Annotated in this window: 12 protein-coding genes and 4 pseudogenes; 5 read left to right on the forward strand and 11 right to left on the reverse strand. The window is 66.2% G+C overall.

Features of this window, described 5'->3' with window-relative positions; all coding sequences use genetic code 11:
• Positions 1 to 104: 104 nt before the first annotated feature.
• The 5 genes and pseudogenes from ACETMP_RS29025 to ACETMP_RS29045 form a co-directional block, all read right to left on the reverse strand.
• Complete coding sequence (locus ACETMP_RS29025) at positions 105 to 1751, reverse strand: ABC transporter permease (RefSeq protein WP_375158803.1); 1647 nt, start codon at positions 1749 to 1751, stop codon at positions 105 to 107.
• A 55-nt stretch (positions 1752 to 1806) separates the two neighbouring features.
• Entirely contained in the window at positions 1807 to 2832 is a 1026-nt protein-coding gene (locus tag ACETMP_RS29030; protein WP_375158804.1) for a Fe(3+) ABC transporter substrate-binding protein, read from the reverse strand.
• A gap of 177 nt (positions 2833 to 3009) precedes the next feature.
• A pseudogene (locus ACETMP_RS29035) lies at positions 3010 to 3889 on the reverse strand (SUMF1/EgtB/PvdO family nonheme iron enzyme).
• A gap of 53 nt (positions 3890 to 3942) precedes the next feature.
• Positions 3943 to 5040: a copper-containing nitrite reductase gene (gene nirK / locus ACETMP_RS29040; protein WP_375158805.1), complete on the reverse strand. Its 1098-nt coding sequence runs from the start codon at positions 5038 to 5040 to the stop codon at positions 3943 to 3945.
• 278 nt (positions 5041 to 5318) lie between these two features.
• Positions 5319 to 5519 (reverse strand): hypothetical protein, encoded by a 201-nt coding sequence (locus ACETMP_RS29045; protein ID WP_375158806.1) that lies wholly within the window; start codon positions 5517 to 5519, stop codon positions 5319 to 5321.
• Positions 5520 to 5684: 165 nt separating this feature from the next.
• On the opposite strand from ACETMP_RS29045, the gene hemN reads away from it, so the two are divergent.
• Together hemN and ACETMP_RS29055 are read left to right on the forward strand one after the other, a co-directional pair.
• Positions 5685 to 7037 carry an oxygen-independent coproporphyrinogen III oxidase gene (gene hemN, locus ACETMP_RS29050; protein ID WP_375158807.1) on the forward strand — a complete coding sequence of 451 codons (1353 nt, stop codon included), beginning with the start codon at positions 5685 to 5687 and terminating at the stop codon, positions 7035 to 7037.
• A gap of 117 nt (positions 7038 to 7154) precedes the next feature.
• A pseudogene (locus ACETMP_RS29055) lies at positions 7155 to 7353 on the forward strand (DUF1858 domain-containing protein).
• A 118-nt stretch (positions 7354 to 7471) separates the two neighbouring features.
• Here ACETMP_RS29055 and ACETMP_RS29060 read toward each other — a convergent pair.
• Positions 7472 to 8182, reverse strand: a complete 711-nt coding sequence (locus ACETMP_RS29060) for a Crp/Fnr family transcriptional regulator (RefSeq protein ID WP_375158808.1) — start codon at positions 8180 to 8182, stop codon at positions 7472 to 7474.
• A 129-nt stretch (positions 8183 to 8311) separates the two neighbouring features.
• Between ACETMP_RS29060 and ACETMP_RS29065 the strand changes: the two genes are divergently transcribed.
• Positions 8312 to 9523, forward strand: a complete 1212-nt coding sequence (locus tag ACETMP_RS29065) for an NnrS family protein (protein WP_375158809.1) — start codon at positions 8312 to 8314, stop codon at positions 9521 to 9523.
• A 2-nt stretch (positions 9524 to 9525) separates the two neighbouring features.
• Here the strand turns inward: ACETMP_RS29065 and ACETMP_RS29070 are convergent, their stop codons facing one another.
• The gene (locus tag ACETMP_RS29070; protein ID WP_375158810.1) at positions 9526 to 10557 is read right to left on the reverse strand and encodes an AraC family transcriptional regulator; all 1032 of its coding nucleotides are present in this window, start codon (positions 10555 to 10557) and stop codon (positions 9526 to 9528) included.
• Positions 10558 to 10760: 203 nt separating this feature from the next.
• Between ACETMP_RS29070 and ACETMP_RS29075 the strand changes: the two genes are divergently transcribed.
• Together ACETMP_RS29075 and ACETMP_RS29080 are read left to right on the forward strand one after the other, a co-directional pair.
• A complete protein-coding gene (locus tag ACETMP_RS29075; RefSeq protein WP_375158811.1) occupies positions 10761 to 11381 on the forward strand; it encodes a response regulator transcription factor in 621 nt (206 codons plus the stop codon).
• 165 nt (positions 11382 to 11546) lie between these two features.
• On the forward strand, positions 11547 to 13226 hold the full coding sequence (locus tag ACETMP_RS29080) for a mucoidy inhibitor MuiA family protein (protein ID WP_375158812.1): 1680 nt from the start codon (positions 11547 to 11549) through the stop codon (positions 13224 to 13226).
• A 140-nt stretch (positions 13227 to 13366) separates the two neighbouring features.
• Here ACETMP_RS29080 and ACETMP_RS29085 read toward each other — a convergent pair.
• The 4 genes and pseudogenes from ACETMP_RS29085 to ACETMP_RS29100 form a co-directional block, all read right to left on the reverse strand.
• Positions 13367 to 14168: pseudogene (locus ACETMP_RS29085) on the reverse strand (heme ABC transporter ATP-binding protein).
• Positions 14165 to 15256, reverse strand: a complete 1092-nt coding sequence (locus tag ACETMP_RS29090) for a FecCD family ABC transporter permease (RefSeq protein WP_375158813.1) — start codon at positions 15254 to 15256, stop codon at positions 14165 to 14167. The pseudogene ACETMP_RS29085 and the gene ACETMP_RS29090 overlap by 4 nt, the downstream one beginning before the upstream one ends.
• Positions 15253 to 16207: pseudogene (locus ACETMP_RS29095) on the reverse strand (hemin ABC transporter substrate-binding protein). Before ACETMP_RS29095 ends, ACETMP_RS29090 begins: the two are co-directional and overlap by 4 nt.
• 6 nt (positions 16208 to 16213) lie before the next feature.
• Positions 16214 to 16420, reverse strand: a complete 207-nt coding sequence (locus ACETMP_RS29100) for a hemin uptake protein HemP (RefSeq protein WP_375158814.1) — start codon at positions 16418 to 16420, stop codon at positions 16214 to 16216.
• Between the last annotated feature and the right edge of the window lie 25 nt (positions 16421 to 16445).

The raw sequence follows: 16445 nt of genomic DNA on the forward strand, positions 1-16445 counted from the left end.
GTGCTGCAGCGGCGCCGTGGTCCAATTCGTCCCTCGGCGGGCGGTAGGTCTTGCCGCTCTTGCGCGACAGCCAGCTCGCACGGCCTCCCCCGACGGGCATGCCTTCAAGCGGGGCCGCTCGGCACCTCGGAGAACCGGGTCAACCAGACCACCGGGCCGATGCTGGCGGCGATGATCAGGAGGGCCGCAAGTGCGCCGTCCTCGAAATTGCCGCGGCTTGCGAACTGGTAGATCGACGTCGACAGCGTTTCGACGTTGAGGGGTCGCAAGAGCAGCGTTGCCGGCAGCTCCTTCAGGCAGTCGACGAACATGATGATGACGGCGCCAAGCATCGCGGGCCGGAGCAATGGCAGATAGATCTGCCTCAACATGACCGCCTGGCCCGCGCCGACCGTGCGCGCGCTCTCGTCATAGTCGCGCGGAATGCTGTCGAACCCGGCCTTGATCATGCCGACCGGCACAGCCAGAAAACGAATCGTGTAGGCGATGACGACGGCCGTCCCCGAGCCGACCAGGATCAGCCCGGGCAGCGAACGTCCCGTCCAGGTCGCGACCGCGCTCAGCGCGCTGTCGACCGCCAGGACGGGGGTCAGCAGGCCGAGGGCAATCACCAGACCCGGCAGCGCGTATCCGGTCTGCGCGATGCTCATCGCCAGATATCGCAGGGGATCCGGCCGAAAACGGTGCGCGATCGTCGTGGCGAGCGCAAGCATCAGCGCCATCAGCGTCGCGAGCGCTGCATAGGCAAACGAATGGAAGGTGTGGCGCCACAGGAGCGGATCGAAATTTGCAAGCAGTCCGCGACCGAGAGCCTGATGCGCCAGATAGAACAGCGGCACGACGAAGCCGATCAGCACCGGCAGCACGCAGACCGCGAACGCGATCCACGCTCTTGCGCCCGAAAGCGGGGTTCGCTGCCTCACATGCGGGCTTTCGGCCGAGAACTCGGCATTGGCGTTGCGACGGCCGTAACGCTCCATCGCGATCAGGCCGGCGACGATCGCAAGCATCAGGCATGCGAGTTGCGCCGCACCGGCAAGGCTGCCGCGGTTGAGCCAGGTGGTGAAGATCGAGACCGTCAGCGTGCGGATGCCGAGATACTCGCTGGCGCCGATGTCGTTGAGCGTTTCCAGCGCGACCAGCGCCACGCCGACCGCGAGCGCCGGCCGCGCCATCGGCAGTGAAACGCGCCAGAAAACAGTCCATCGGCCGGCCCCCAGCGTCGTAGCCGCCTCGGCGAATTCGGCAGACTGAACCTGAAACGTCGCGCGCGCCGACAGATAGACGTAAGGATAGAGCACGAGCCCGATCACGAAGATGGCGCCCGGCAGCGAGCGCAGGTTGGGCAGATAGCCGAGGGCATCGCGCAGCGGCAGCCAGATGGCCAGGGTGCGATGCACCAGGCCGAGCGGCTCGAACAGGTCGGCATAGACGTAGGCCGCAAGATAGGTCGGGATCGCCAGCGGCAGCGGCATCAGCCACAGGAGCATGCCCCGGCCGGGAAAATCGTGGCGCGATATCACCCATGCAGTGCCGGCGCCGACCAGAAGTGTGAGCGCGCCGACCCCGACGAGCAGAAGGGCGGTGTCCAGGAGCGCGGCCGGCAGCACGTAGTTGATCAGGTCGTGCCACACATCGGTCGCGGGCTGCAAAGCCAACGAAACGATCGAGATCACGGGCGCCGCGACCAGGATCGCGGTTGCGATCGCGATTGCGGTTGCAGCGCGCCCGGCGTGGGCGCGGCCTCTCAAACGAGGCCGTGCGCCCGAAGCTTCTGCCAGTTCGAGTGACGAGGGCCGCCAGAGATCAGTTGTCAAAGCCGACCTTGTCCACCAGCGAGGCCGCAGCCTTGCGGTTGGCGGCGATCTTTGCGATCGGCAAGGGATCTGGGCCGAGCTTGCCGTAGCCCGCGATGGTAGAGTTGATGGGCACGCCGCTCCGAACCGGATATTCGTAGTTCTGGTCGGCATACATCTGCTGCGCCTGCTCGCTGACGAGCCACTCGATCAGTTTGACGCCGTTGGCCTTGTTGGGCGCGTGCTTGGCCAGCAGCACGCCGGAGAGGTTGACGTGGGTGCCGCCGCCCTCGAAGGTCGGCAGGATGACGCGGGTCGCCTCCGCCCACGGCTTCTTCTCGGGATCGTTGTTCATCATCAGCGCCCAGTAATAGGTGTTGCCGATGCCAATGTCGCACTTGCCGGCGGCCACGTCACGCGCGGCTTCGCGATCGCCGCCCGACGGCTTCTGCGCGAGATTGGCCTTCACGCCGCGCAGCCATTCTTCGGCCTTGGCCTCGCCGTGCTTGGCCGTGTAGGCCGCGAACAGGGCGTTGTTGTAGATGTGCTGGCCCGAGCGAATGCAGATCTTGCCCTTCCATTTGGGATCGGCGAGCTCCTCATAGGTAATCTTGTCCTGCTTGACGCGATCCTTCGAGGCATAGATCACGCGCGCGCGCATGGAGATGCCGGCCCAGTGTCCGTCCGGATCGCGATACTGCGCCGGCACGACCTTGTCGACCACCTCCGACTTGATCGGCTGGGTGACGCCCGCCTGCACGGCCTCGTCGATGCGGCCGATGTCCACCGTCAGCAGCACGTCGGCCGGACCGTTGGCGCCTTCCGCCTTCATGCGCTGCTCCAGACCTGAGCTTGCGGAGACGACATTGACCTTGATGCCGGTATCCTTGCTGAAGGCGTCGAACAGCGGCTGGATCAGCTTGGTCTCGCGATAGGTATAGACGTTGACCTCGCCATTGGCGGCTGCTTTCGAGGCAAAGGATAAGGTCAGGCTCAACACCGCCGCGGAGGCGGCGAGGACGCGAAGATCGATCATAAGGGCTGCTCCAGGCGCGCGATTGACGCCAGATTGAGTAGCGCAGGCAATGCGGCAAAGTCAGCGACGCGATGTCGCGAAGAGCGCGACTTAGAGCGATTCCAATATTTCTTACTTAGATCGATTCTAATCAATGGATCGCGACGTTGACGGGAAAACGTATGCGCGCCGCTGCGATCATGATCTTGCCGCCCGCACCTTGCTCCAGCGCGCCGACACGCTCGCCACCCATGACGTCTCCTCGCGCACCAGGCGGAAGCCGAGATTGGCGGGCGGCACGCCCCTGGGCGCAGCCGCCGGCGCGAGCGTCGCGGATGAAATCGGTGACATAGGCGCGGTGCGCGCCCTCGGCGACGCGCACGCCGCAGTTCACGGTCGGGCGGCCGGCATTGCCTGAAGCGTCGACGCGCGAGCGTACGAAGCAGGTCGAGGTCCACTCCCAGACATTGCCGGCAAGATCTTCGATGCCGTGCTCGTTCGGTCCGAACTTGCCGAACGGATAGGCCTTGGTGTCGGAGAGGTCGCGTTCGGATTCGCGCTCATAGCGGCTGATCCAGCGCTTGGAAGGATCATTCGCATCGACCGCGAGACCGTCGTCCTTGAATCTGGAGCCGGCGGCAAAGGCCCATTCCTCATCGCTCGGCAGCCGGTAATGATGCCCAGTCTTGCGCGACAGCCAGCCCGCATAGGCCTCGGCGTCGTGCCAACTCACCTGAACCGCAGGGCGGTCGGGGGCGACCACCACGTCGCGATCGAGGGCGCGGCAGGCGCCGTCCTGGACGCAAAGCTGATAGTCGGACGACGCGACCTGGTTTCGCATGATGTGCAGCGGCCGGTCGACGCGCAACGTGCGCAGCGGCGCTTCCGCCTGCTGCCCGCCGCGTGTGAAATCGCCGGCCTCGCGATAGGACAGGCTGCCCGGTGCGACCCTGACGATCACGGGCTCCGTCGCCGTGCCGCGGACCGCCATGGTCGATACCAGCGGCGCCATCGCGATCGGACCTGCGAGCCCGGCGGCGCAGGCGAGTGCCAGTTTGAGCTTGAATGCGATCAGCATGGTCGCTCCTCGAAAGGAAGAAGGGGCCGGTGATGACCGGCCCCTTGTCGCGTCTAATGGGTCTTGGGCGCCGGTATTTCGGCAGGTGCCTTCACCTGGGTCATCAGATCGTCGTTCCACTTGCCTTCGACCTTGAAGTGCGCGGTGGCGCCGAGATTGGCCGCTTCGATCAGATTATGCGTGACATAGGCGTAGATGCCGGGCTGCTGGAATTTGTACAGCGCAGCTCCCGCCGACCCACCGCGGATGAACCAGGTCTCGAGCCCGACCTCCGGTGCGTTGCCGAACTTGCCGGTCTCCCAGACATAATCGCCATGCCCGCCGATCAGATGCGGACGGCTGTCGCGATTGGCCTGCGAATGCACGATCAGCACGTTCTCCCCGACCTTGGCGGTGAGCGCGTTCTTGCCGGTGAGCGCGCCGACCTTGCCGTTGAAGACGACATGGGTGGGGATCAGCTTGTTCATCACCTCTTCCGTCTCGGTAAAGGCTTCGCCGGGCGATTCGTAGGACTTGAAATTGCCCTTCGCGTCGCGCGGCACGTACATGTCCTGCTCGCCGATATAGTAGACCTTGTCGTATTTCAGGGCATGGCCCTTGCCGTCGTTCAGTCCGTCGCGCGGCAGCACCATCACGGCGCCGTTCATGCCGGAGACGACGTGCCAGGGGATCATCGGGCCTCCCGGTGCGCAGTGATAGACGAACACGCCGGTCTTGGTCGCCTTCCAGCGCAGCACGACCTGCTCGCCGGGATTGACGAGCGTGAGCTCGCCGCCACCGAGCGCGCCGGTCGCGGAATGAAAGTCGATGTTGTGCGGCATGGTGTTGGTCGCGGGATTGACCAGCGTCAGCTCGACGTAGTCGCCCTCGTGCACGACCATGAGCGGTCCCGGCATCGAGCCGTTGAACGTCATGGCCTGGAAGGTGGTGCCCTTGTCGTCGATGACGACCTTCTTCTCCTCGACGGTCATCGTGAACTCGACGATCTTGGGGGCCTGCGTCGTGGCCTGCTCGTGCGCGTGCACGAAGGGCGGAGCAACCAGCTCTACCTTCTGACGCGGCAGCTTGAGATCGCTGGCGGCGAAAGCTGGGGCCGCCAGCATCAAGGCGGTCGCGGCGGCGCTGATCAATGCGGCTCTGCGGGTGAACATCGGAAGCATCCTTCATCTGAAAGGGTTTTGATGACGGAATGCAGTGTGCTCCGATCTCGGCGATGGTGTTTGCGCTGCAACAAGTTTCTGCCGGATTCGCCTCCGCAACAGCACCTAGGTGTCTCAACGGAGCACGATCGGCGCGGCACGTTAACCGCATCCGATGGCGTGATGCGGATGTCGAAGCCGAGCGATAAGCGGCCGGACGACGGCCATGGCCTTCAGCATGAAGATGCGTGAAGAGAGGCCTTGGAGAAGAGGCCTTGGAGAAGGCGCGACTAGAACAGATGCGTGACAAGCCAGACCGTTGCCCAGATCGCCAGCGACAGCACGGCGAGGACAGCGATGATGGCGGCCAGAGCGCGCGCGGCGCCGGCCGGAGCCGGTGCGACCGGGGTCGGCCGGAAGTCGTCGAAACGCGGGATATGGCCGCGGACGTCGAGCAGGGAAAGGATCAGTTCGAGTGCGAGAAGCCTCATGGCAAACGCTCCGGATGGCCGCACGAATGTTCTCATCATTGCCGGGAACCGGCCGCCGGGCTTTGCGCGAGCGCAAAGTCACCTCGGCGCATCCGGGTTAGTTGAAGTCGTTCCGTGATTTGCCGTGATGTCTGCACACGGCCTAGATTTACGAATGGGTAAGACATGAGAGCTGATCTTGCGGCAAGCTATGGCGAGGAGCGATTGCCGCGCTACACGAGCTACCCGACCGCACCCCATTTCTCGACGGCGATCGGCCCGGACACCTATGCCCGGTGGCTGGCGGAGCTGCCGGCGGGTGCCAGCGCGTCGCTCTATCTCCACGTGCCGTTCTGCCGGGAGATGTGCTGGTATTGCGGCTGCCACACCCAGATCGCCCGCCGGGACGAGCTCATCGCCGGCTATCAGCGGACCCTGCGCAACGAGATCGCGCAGATCGCCGAAACCATCGGCCGTCGCATCAAGGTGGAGCACATCCATTTCGGCGGCGGCACGCCGACGATCATGGCGCCGGAAGCTTTCGTCGAGCTGATGGCGACGATGCGCCAGAAGTTCTTTGTGCTGCCCTCGGCCGAGATCGCGGTCGAGATCGATCCCCGCACCTTGACCGCCGACATGGTCGAGGCGATGCGGCTCTCCGGCGTCAACCGCGCGAGCCTCGGCGTGCAGAGCTTCGATCCCGTGGTGCAGCGGGCGATCAATCGCGTGCAGGGCTTCGAGCAGACGGCGTCCGTGGTCGACATGCTCAGGCGCGCCGGCATCGCGGGAATCAATTTCGACCTGATCTACGGCTTGCCGCATCAGACCGTCGCATCGTGCCTGGACACGGTTCGGCGCAGCCTCACCCTCGCGCCCGACCGTCTCTCCGTGTTCGGCTACGCCCATGTGCCCCAGTTCAAGAAGCACCAGCGCATGATCAACGAAGCCGTGCTGCCTGACGGCCTCGCACGCCACGACCAGGCTTGCGCGATCGCCAATGCGCTGAAGGAGGCCGGTTACGTGCAGATCGGGCTCGATCATTTCGCCCGGCCCGGTGACGCCATGGCGGTGGCCTTCGAGGAAGGGACGCTGCGGCGCAATTTTCAGGGCTACACCACCGACAAGGGTGAAGTCCTGCTGGGCTTTGGCGCCAGCGCGATCGGTCATTTGCCGCAGGGTTACGTCCAGAACGAGGTGCAGATCGGCGCCTATGCGCAGAGCATCGCGGCCGGCCGTCCCGCGACCGCGAAGGGCTATCGGCTCACCGAAGACGACCGGCTGCGCGCCGACATCATCGAGCGCATCATGTGCGAGTTCAGCGCCGATCTCGGCGACATCTGCGCGCGCCATGGCGCTGAGGCCTCGGCGATGCTGCGTTCCGCGGCGCGTCTGAGCCCGCTGATCTCCGACGGCGTCGTGAGGCTGGAGGGCAATCGCCTCGCGGTCGCAAAAGACTCGCGCTTCCTGGTCCGCAGCGTCGCCGCCGCGTTCGACGCGCATCTCAACCCGGCAAAGCAGCTGCACAGCCGGGCGGTGTAATTCGTCATTCGGGGCGGCGCGCCCCGGAATGACGAGTTGAGGAATCGGCAACTGCTTGCGCTTCCACAAAGAAACTCCGCGCCCCTCCGTTATCGTCGTCTCCGAACGGAGTTGTCCATGTCCTTTGGATCCGACGATCTGGTCGATGACATCATGCGTACGGCGCCGCACACCATCCGCGTGTTTCTAGCCTTCAAATTGGCTTGTGTCGGTTGCCCGATCGCAACCTTCCACACGGTGGATGATGCCTGCCGCGAGCATGGCATCGACCGCGAAAAAATTCCTTGCCGCACTGGTCGATTGCGTGCCGGCGTAAAACGGTCTGGAATTCGTGCGGGCGCGCGCGGATTCTCGGGTGAGGGGCGGCTTGCGCCGCAAGCGCAGGCGCCCTCACTCCTATCTTCGTCTTGGCCGCAGACGCCTTGGTGCGGCCGTCACGCTGCCCCGCTGTCTGCGCTCCGCTCCGCCAGCACGACGATCCCGTGCGGATCGCGCAGGATGATGCGCTGACGGCCGCTTTCGACGAGGCCCTGGCTTTCCCAGCCGCTAAGGATACGGCTGACGGTGTGCAGGGTGGTGCCGGTCATCTGCGCGATGTCCTGACGGCTGATCGGGAAGTCGATCTCAATGCCGCGGTCGAGCTTCTTGCCGGACTGCTTGGCGAGGCGCAGCAGCGCATGCGCGACGCGCTGCTCGACCTGCTGAGTCGACATTTCCAGGATGCGGGTGTGGCTCTCCTGGAGGCGGGTGCCGACGGTCTGAAGCGTGTTGGCGGCAAGCGAGGGAAATCGCTCGACCAGCCGCGGCCAGGCCGAGGTCGGCCAGATCAGCACCACACTGTCGTCGACTGCGGTCGCGGTCGCCGGGTACCGTGCGGCGCCGATCGCCATGGCGAGCCCGAATGTTTCGCCAGGCGCGACATAGCGCACCACGATCTGCTCGCCGGTCGGCGTGGTCTTGGCCGCGCGGACGTGGCCGTGCAGCAGTAGGAAAAACGACTGTGCGTCCGCACCCTGCTCGAAGATGGCGCTGTTCTTGGGATATCGCGCCGAACGGGCCTCACGCAGGATCTCGTCCAGAGCTTCTGGCGTGACCCCGGCAAACAGCGGCAAATGCGCAACCAGCGATGTGTCGACCTTGGCCATTCTGCCTCCTTGGCGTCACGGAGTGTGATGGCACCTGCAATCGTCCGATAGTTTGCGATAGCGCAAAACGGAACGGTGGGCTGGCAGTATTTTTCCAGACAACGGACTGAAATCATTGGAGTTGACCCCATGGCTGGCGCCCGATCCCGCAATTATCAGGGCTGGCCGCTGTTTGCGCACAGTTTTCGGCCTTTTTTCCTGCTGGCCGCGATCCAGGCCGGATTGTCGATCCTGGCTTGGCTGCCGATGTTCTACGGCGAATTGTCGGTGAGTTCCGCATTCGCGGCGCGCGACTGGCACGTCCACGAGATGCTCTACGGCTTCCTGCCGGCGGTGATCACCGGGTTCCTGTTCACGGCCATTCCGAACTGGACCGGCCGGCTGCCGATCCAGGGCACCTCGCTCGGGGCGCTGGTGATGGTCTGGCTGGCCGGGCGGGTCGTGGTGACGCTGTCGGCCGATACCGGCTGGGCATTCGCGTTGGCCGTCGACGCCGCCTTCCTGGCGTTGGTCGTCGCCGCCGCGGCGCGTGAAGTCATCGCAGGCGGCAACTGGCGCAACCTGCCGGTGGTGGGGCTGGTGTCCATTCTGCTCGCCGGCAACGTCGCTTTTCATATCGAGGCGCATTATCAGGGCGCGGCCGATGTCAGCATCCGCGTCGGCATCGGCGGGGTCATGCTGCTGATCGCGTTGATCGGCGGCCGCATCATTCCGAGCTTCACCCGCAACTGGCTGGTCAAGTTCAATCCCGGCCGTCTGCCGGTGCCGTTCGGGCGCTTTGACGGCGCAGTGATCGGATGCAGCGCGCTCGCGCTCGTCTCTTGGGTCGTGGCGCCGCTCAATTCCGTCACCGGTGTGCTGATGGCGTTTGCCGGCGGGCTGCATCTGGTGCGGCTTGCGCGCTGGGCCGGTGATCGCACCTTGCGCGAGCGGCTGCTCGTGATCCTGCATGTCGGTTACGCGTTCGTGCCGTTCGGCTTCATCCTGCACGCCATTGCGGTGTTCGGAGCGCTGCCGCCGAGCGCCGGCATCCACGCCTGGATGACAGGTGCGGCGGGGACGATGACGCTCGCGGTGATGACCCGTGCGAGCCTCGGCCATACCGGACAGGCCTTGACGGCTTCGCCGGCGATCCAAGGCATCTATGCCGCAATCGTCATCGCGGCTCTGGCCCGGGTCATGGCCGTGATCTTTCCCGCGCACGGCTATGTGTTGCTGCACGTTGCAGCCTGCGGCTGGCTCGTCGCGTTCCTTGGATTTGCCGTCGCGTTCGGCCCGCTGCTCGCCGGCAGCCGGCGGCGCGCCCTCGCCATCATGGGCGTGCCGGCTCCGGCGCGCTGAACTCAGGCCGCGCTCGCCGACGGCGCATCGGCCGCCGGTGGCCTCACGCCCTTGCGCCAGTCGGTGATGGTGCAGCCGAAGCGACCGCGGAACCAGCGCGCCATGGCACTCTGCGCGGAGAAGCCAAGCTGCAGCGCGATGTCACCCAGCGGCCGCCCGGGGTCGTCGATCAGCTGAGTGACGAGATCGGCGCGTTGCGCATCCAGGATGGCCGAGAAGCTGGTGCCTGATGCGGCGAGATGGCGGTGGATGGTGCGGCGGGTGCAGGCAAGATGCTCGGCGACGCGCTCGACGGTGCAGTCGCCGGTAGCGAGCAGGGTCCGCACGACCTCGTCGACCTTCCCCTCCCAACTTGCCGGCCGGGTCTCGATTGCCTCGATCCGCTTGCGCAGATAAGTCGCGACCAGGGGATGCGCGCCCGGGATCCGGCGCTCCATGTCGTGCGCCGACAGCAGGATCGCATCGTCCTCGGCGTTGAAAGTCACGCGGCAACCGAAGAAGTCGCGATAGCGCTTGCGGTCCTTCGGCGGCGGATAATGCAGATGCACTTCCTGCGGCCGCCAGTCATGGCCGAACAGCGACTGGATGATGCGGTGGACGCTGCCGAGCGCCATGTCGATCGACTGCCGCGGCGCGCTCGGCTGCCGGCCGCGCAGATGCAGCGCGACGGTCACGGTCTGCCTGCCGCGCGTCACCTCCAGCCGCATGCCGTCATGATGGATATGGATGAAGCGCGAGAACGCTTCGATCGCTTCACCCACGGTCGCTTGCTCGCGCACGATCAGGCCGACCGCGCCGAAATTGGTCAGGCCGCCGCGCTCGGCGAGGCGCAAGCCGAAATCTTCGGCGCCGGACGCCGCTGCCGACAATTCGAGCAGACGGCGCAGGCCGGCGACGGCGATGGGAGTGTCGGGCTTGTCGAGACAGGCCAGCGGCAGCCTGGCCTTGCGCATCATCTGTTTGGGATCGAGCCCCACCGACCGGGCGATTTCCGGGTAATAGCTCAAGCCTGCGCTGCGAACGAGGTCGGTCATGCGAACCGTTCCTGCCAGCCATTCCCGCAGATGTCCCGAAATGTAAAGTTTCTGTCTCGGTCCGTCAAATCCGGGAACCAGGCGGAACATACATAGGAAAACCGAGGCACTGGCGTGAATGCCGTGCTCATGACGGCGCGGCGTGGCGATGGGGCCTGCTGTCCGTCTCGGACCATTTGACCAAGACATTGCTGGATCTGGATATGCCGGGAAACACGCTTTCCAAGGGTGAGGTATTCGTCATCGAGACCGACGCGGCCTCCCGCGAACAACTTTCAGCCGCGCTCCAACAGAGCGCCTATGACGTGATCTGCTTCGCTGACAGTGCGTCTCTGTTGTCCGAGGCAAAGGCCCGGATGCCGGCCTGCGTGCTGATGGAGCTGCCGCCCGATCGCTCCGGCCTCGACATGCTCAGGCGGCTGCGCCAGGAAAACTGCATGGCGCCGGTGCTGGTGACCTCGGCGAACGGTAGCATCGCCCTGGCGGTCGACGCCATCAAGAGCGGCGCGGCGGACTTCATCGAAAAGCCGTTCCGCACCCATGACATCGTCGGCCGGATCGATGCCGCCATCGATGAATTCGCGCAGCCCCGCACGAGCCGACAGGGCTGGCTGCCCGGCTGCGAGCCGCTGACCGCGCGCGAAGCCGGCGTGCTCGAGCACCTTGCCGCTGGCCTGACCAACAAGGAGATCGCCCGCCGCATGCATCTGAGTGCGCGGACGGTCGAAGGTTACCGCGCCGGCATCTTGAAGAAGGCTGGGGCCAAGAACGTGACCGATCTGCTCCGACGCATCTTCGGCCAAGGCGCGCCGACACAGGCTTAAGAGCCGCGGGATCGCCAGCCGTTCCGCAGCCTTGGTGCCGCCGCAGCGGTGCCCAACGGAAACCCCAATCGAACCGGTTCCTTCCCTGCCGCGTCCAACCATCTTGGCAAGGCATCTTTCGCGCGTCCGGCTGGCGACGCGTCGATATCGGCAGGGAGGAATTTCATGCGCATCACCGCAAAATGTCTGGCAACGACGAGCCTTGTCCTGGTGACCACGGCCCTCGCGGTGCCGTCATGGGCCGCCGAACTGGACGCCAAGTCGGCGATCGACGCCGTGACTGTCTATCCCGATGGCGCCACCGTCACCCGCATCATCTCGCTGGACCTCGCCTCCGGCGATTCGACGCTGGTCGCCAGGGATTTTCCGCTCTCGCTCGATCCGTCCTCGCTTCGCGTCGAAGGCGAGGCGGGCGCCAAGCTTACCATCGGCACGATCGATGCCCGGCCGCCGCGGGCCGCGCCGCCCATCAACCTCTCCGAGCTCGACAAGCGCATCGAAGCGCTGAAAGATCAGCGCGCCGACCTGCAAGGTGCGATCGACTCGGCAAGCGCAAGGCGCAGCTTTGCCCAGCGCTTTGCCGAAGCCTCGCCCGCCGGCCTCGGCGACAAGGGCGAGGCCCGGCCGATCACGGAATGGCGCGCGGCTTTCGCCGCGGTCGCCGAGGAGATCGCAACCTCCGACACGACGATCCGTGACGCCACGCGAAAGCAGCGCGAGATCGACCGCCAGATCGCCCAGCTTGAGGCCGAGCGCTCGGCCAAGCCGCCGAGCAAGCTGGAGGTGCGGATCGATGTCGCCTCCGCCGCTGCGACCAAGGCGACGCTGCGGGTGACCTACGCCGTGCGCAACGCGCGCTGGGTGCCGCTCTACGACGCCAGGCTCGACACCGGCGCCAAGGATCGCAAGCCGCAGCTCGAGCTCGTTCGTCGCGCCGAGATCACGCAGTCGACCGGCGAAGACTGGTCGAATGTCGCGCTCGGTGTCTCCACGGTGCGTATCGGCCGTGGCGGCAGTGCGCCGGAGCTCGGCTCGCTGGTGGCGCAATATCCGCAGCCGCCCAAGCCGCTGGCGCTCGGCACGGCCTCGGACCTGGCGCGGCCCGCACCCATGACGCGCCAGGCACATTCGCCCGCGATGGCCAAGATCGCGGAGGCGTCCGAGTCGCGCGAACGCGCCGACGAGCAGCAGGCGGTGGCCGAGATCGGCGGCTTCCAGGCCACGTTCAAGATTCCCGGCCGCGTCAGCCTCGGCGCCCAGGAGGGAGCCAAGAGCATGCGCATCGCGGCCATGACCGTCCCTGCCGAACTCGCCGTCCGTGCCGCGCCCGTGCTGGACCCGACCGCCTTCCTCGAAGCCAGCTTCAAGCAGACCGACGACACGACCCTGCTGCCTGGCAAGGTTGCGATCTATCGCGACGGCGTCTTTGTCGGTCGCGGCAAGATCTCGGCGTCGGCCAAGGATGACGTCGTCCGGCTCGGCTTCGGCGCCGACGACAAGGTCAGGATCGAGCGCGCCGTGCTCAAGCGCAACGAGGGCTCGGCCGGCCTCCTCGTCACGACGTCCAAGACCGACGAGCGTGCGTTCAAGACCACCATCCGCAACGGTCACGATTTCCCGATTCGCGTCGCGATCGAGGATCAGTTGCCGGTCAGCGAGAGCGAGGACATCGTCGTCGAGATGCTGCCGGCGACCACGCCGCCGACCGCGAGCAACATCCGCGACAAGCGCGGCGTGCTGGAATGGTCGTTCGAGGCTAAGCCCGGCGAAGTCCGCGACATCAACTTTGCCTGGCGCATCCGCTGGCCGAAAGACAAGAGCATGGTGATCGTGCCGGCGGGATAGCCCCGGTCGCGCCGAAGTGCGGTCCCTCTCCCGCTTGCGGGAGAGGGCTGGGGTGAGGGCTCTCACCTCCAGGGGATTGTCCCGTTGTGGAGACACCCTCTCCCCAACCCTCCCCCGCAAGCGGGGGAGGGAGCCCACCTTCACCGTGGTGGCACAGCCGCCCGCATCGACTGCGGCAGCACATAAGGCACGCCGTCAACCTGATGCACGTCCGCGTCGATCTCGAAAATATCCCGGATCGTCTCGCGCGTGACGACCTCTGCGCGCGAGCCGTCTGCGACGAGCTTGCCGCCAGCCAGCACGATCAGCCGGTCGGCGAAGCGGATGGCGAGATTGAGGTCGTGCAGGATCGCGATCACCGCCGTGCCGCTGCAGGCGCGGCGGCGCGCCGCCTCGACGAGATCGATCTGGTGACGCAGATCGAGGCCTCGAGGTCGGCTCGTCCAGCAGCAGAAGTCCCGGGCCATGCTCGGCCTCGCCGCAGGCGAGCTGCACCAGCACACGGGCGAAATGGGCGCGCTGCTGCTCGCCGCCTGACAGGGTCGGCAATTGCCGTTCGCGGAAATGCGCAAGGCCGACCTCCTCGAGGGCGGCATCGACCAGCGGGCCCGCGTCTCGCCCGCTGCGATCGTTCGCGCCCATCAGCACGATCTCCTCGACTGTGAAGGGGAACGAGACGCTGATGTGCTGGGACAGCATCGCGCGCCGCGCGGCGAGTTCGCGCGGCGTGAAGCTGCCGATGTTGCGCTGCTTCAGTCGCACCTCGCCTGCGCTCGGCCGGAGATCGCCGGAGAGCAGCCGCAGCAACGTCGATTTGCCGGCGCCGTTCGGACCGATCACGGCGACCATCTCGCCGGCCTCGACCGTCAGGCCGACGCCATCGAGCAACTGCGCGCGGCCGGCGCGCTTGCTCAAGGCGCGGGCCTCGATCACGGCACTCATAGCGAGGCGAGCCCGCGCTGCCGCAGCAGGATGAAGAGAAAGACCGGCGCGCCGACTGCCGCGGTCAGGATGCCGATCGGCATCTCGGCCGGCGCGACGATCGTGCGCGCCAGCGTGTCGGCGCCGACCATCAGGATCGCGCCGAGCAGCATCGAGGCCGGCAGCAACAGCCGATGCGCGGGCCCGATGACGAGGCGCAGCAGATGCGGAACGACGATGCCGACGAAGCCGATGACGCCGCTGATCGACACGGCGACGCCGGTCATGGCGGAGACCACTACGATCGAGATCCGCTTGAGGCGCTCGACATCGACCCCACCGTGAAAGGCGTCGGTCTCGCCGAGCACCAGGAGATCGAGTCCGCGCGCGATGAACGTGCAGGCGCCGAGCCCGACGACGAGGACCGGTGCGAGCACGGCGGCTTTGGTCCAGGTTACGCCGCTCATCGAGCCCAGCATCCAGAACGTGATGTCGCGGAGCTGGCGATCGTCGGCGACGAAGACTAGAAGCCCGATGCCGGCATTGGCGATGGCGGTGATGGCGACGCCGGCCAGCAGGAAGATCGCGATCGAGGTGCGCCCCGAACGGCTCGAGATGCCGTAGAGGATTGCGGTCGTGGCCAACGATCCCGCGAATGCCGCGAGCGGAAGCAGTTCGGTCTGGAGGAAGCGCAGCGTCTCGCCGAATCGAGAATCGGTGAAGACGATCGCGCTTGCGGCTGCGAGCGCGCCGCCACTGGAGACGCCGACCAGGGCGGGATCGGCCAGCGGGTTACGAAACAATCCTTGCATGATCGCACCGGCCGCGGCGAGCAGGCCGCCGATCATCGCTGCCGCCGCGATCCGGGGGACGCGGATCGACCACAGCACGAGCTGGTCGCGGGCGGTCATGGCCGTGCCTTCGCCCGACAGTCCGAGCGCGGCAGGAAGGCGGGAGAGGGGAATGCCGGCGGCGCCGAGCGTCAGCGCCACAATCGCGGTGACCGCGAGCGCCGCGATCAGGACGACGATCGCCAAAGGCGCGGACCGTCGTCCGGCGCTGGCGCGTCGTTGCGGTGTACCCGCTCCGGTCCCGGTCGCAACGCTCATTGCCGGCAGTTCGCCGCCGACAGCGCCGACGTGAACCCGTCGCTCCGTTCGGCCAGTGCCGGATAGAGCCTTGTGGAAAGATCGCGCGCTGCCGCCGCCGTCCGGGGGCCGAAGCCGAGCAAATAGAGCCCGTCCATGGCGATGAAGCTCTTGTTGGCCGCGACCGGCGTCAGCGCAAAGCCGGGGTGGGCATAGATCGCCTCGGCCTGGACTTGGTCCTTGCCGCGTTCGATCGACAGCGCGACATCGGGCCTTGCTGCCGCGATCGCCTCGTCGCCGATGATCTTGTAGCCGTCGAAATCGTCGATGGCATTGGCGGCGCCAGCGAGCTGGATGATCTCCTCGGCCGCAGTCTTGCGGCCCGCCACCAGCGCTCTGCCGTTCTGCAGCGACATCACGAACATCACGCGCACCGGCTTGGTCACCTTGGCGCGCAGGGCGCGGAGCTGCGCAAAATCGGCGCTGACCGCCGCGCTCAGGCACGCGGCGCGCGCGTCGACGCCCATGGCGTGACCGACCAGCTTGATCTTCTCGATCAGGCCGGCCTCGGTAAAGGTATCGGGCACCAGCACCAACGGCACTTTCGCTGTTTCCAGGATGTCCATGGTCTCGCGCGGACCCGAGCCCTGGATCGCCAGGATCAGGGTCGGATTGAGTCCCAGCACGCCTTCGGCGGAGATTTGGCGCATGTAGCCGACATTGGGTTTGTCCCGCAGCGCCGCCGCCGGATAGAGGCTCGTGGTGTCGACGCCGACAAGCCGGCTCTCGAGGCCCGAGCGCGTAGAGGATCTCGGTGATGGCGCCGCCGATCGAGACCGTGCGCGCGAAATCGGTCACGGCGATCTCGCGATTGCGTGCGTCATGCACGGTGATGCCGGCGGCGTGCGCGGCCGGCGCGAGCGCGATTCCGCCGCAGAGCAGGAGATTCGCGAGGATGCGACAAAATGCCATTGCGGATTACTTCGTCAGGATCAGCTTGTTCTGCGAGGTCAGCCGAAGCCGATAGCTGTCTTCGCCATGCGCGATGATGATCTCGCGGGCGGCCGCGAACAACTCGCGGCTGTCGATCTGGCTTCCACGGATGGTCAGGGTTCTCGTCGTCGCAGAAGAGCCTTCTGCTGCCCCCGCGGCGTCGCCGTTATTGCTTGCGGACGTTGCTGACATAGAAGTGTGATGCGCCTTCGGAACC

It is taken from the genome of Bradyrhizobium dasycarpum (assembly GCF_042019905.1).
In the GTDB taxonomy this organism is placed as follows: Bacteria; Pseudomonadota; Alphaproteobacteria; order Rhizobiales; family Xanthobacteraceae; genus Bradyrhizobium; species Bradyrhizobium japonicum_B.

What these genes read in the sequence shown, in the direction of transcription:
- ACETMP_RS29030 (WP_375158804.1), bottom strand. Translation starts at nt 2,832, where the DNA reads ATGATCGATCTTCGCGTCCTCGCCGCCTCCGCGGCGGTGTTGAGCCTG.
- nirK (WP_375158805.1), bottom strand. Translation starts at nt 5,040, where the DNA reads ATGTTCACCCGCAGAGCCGCATTGATCAGCGCCGCCGCGACCGCCTTG.
- ACETMP_RS29045 (WP_375158806.1), bottom strand. Translation starts at nt 5,519, where the DNA reads ATGAGGCTTCTCGCACTCGAACTGATCCTTTCCCTGCTCGACGTCCGC.
- hemN (WP_375158807.1), top strand. Translation starts at nt 5,685, where the DNA reads ATGAGAGCTGATCTTGCGGCAAGCTATGGCGAGGAGCGATTGCCGCGC.
- ACETMP_RS29060 (WP_375158808.1), bottom strand. Translation starts at nt 8,182, where the DNA reads ATGGCCAAGGTCGACACATCGCTGGTTGCGCATTTGCCGCTGTTTGCC.
- ACETMP_RS29065 (WP_375158809.1), top strand. Translation starts at nt 8,312, where the DNA reads ATGGCTGGCGCCCGATCCCGCAATTATCAGGGCTGGCCGCTGTTTGCG.
- ACETMP_RS29070 (WP_375158810.1), bottom strand. Translation starts at nt 10,557, where the DNA reads ATGACCGACCTCGTTCGCAGCGCAGGCTTGAGCTATTACCCGGAAATC.
- ACETMP_RS29075 (WP_375158811.1), top strand. Translation starts at nt 10,761, where the DNA reads ATGCCGGGAAACACGCTTTCCAAGGGTGAGGTATTCGTCATCGAGACC.
- ACETMP_RS29080 (WP_375158812.1), top strand. Translation starts at nt 11,547, where the DNA reads ATGCGCATCACCGCAAAATGTCTGGCAACGACGAGCCTTGTCCTGGTG.
- ACETMP_RS29090 (WP_375158813.1), bottom strand. Translation starts at nt 15,256, where the DNA reads ATGAGCGTTGCGACCGGGACCGGAGCGGGTACACCGCAACGACGCGCC.
- ACETMP_RS29100 (WP_375158814.1), bottom strand. Translation starts at nt 16,420, where the DNA reads ATGTCAGCAACGTCCGCAAGCAATAACGGCGACGCCGCGGGGGCAGCA.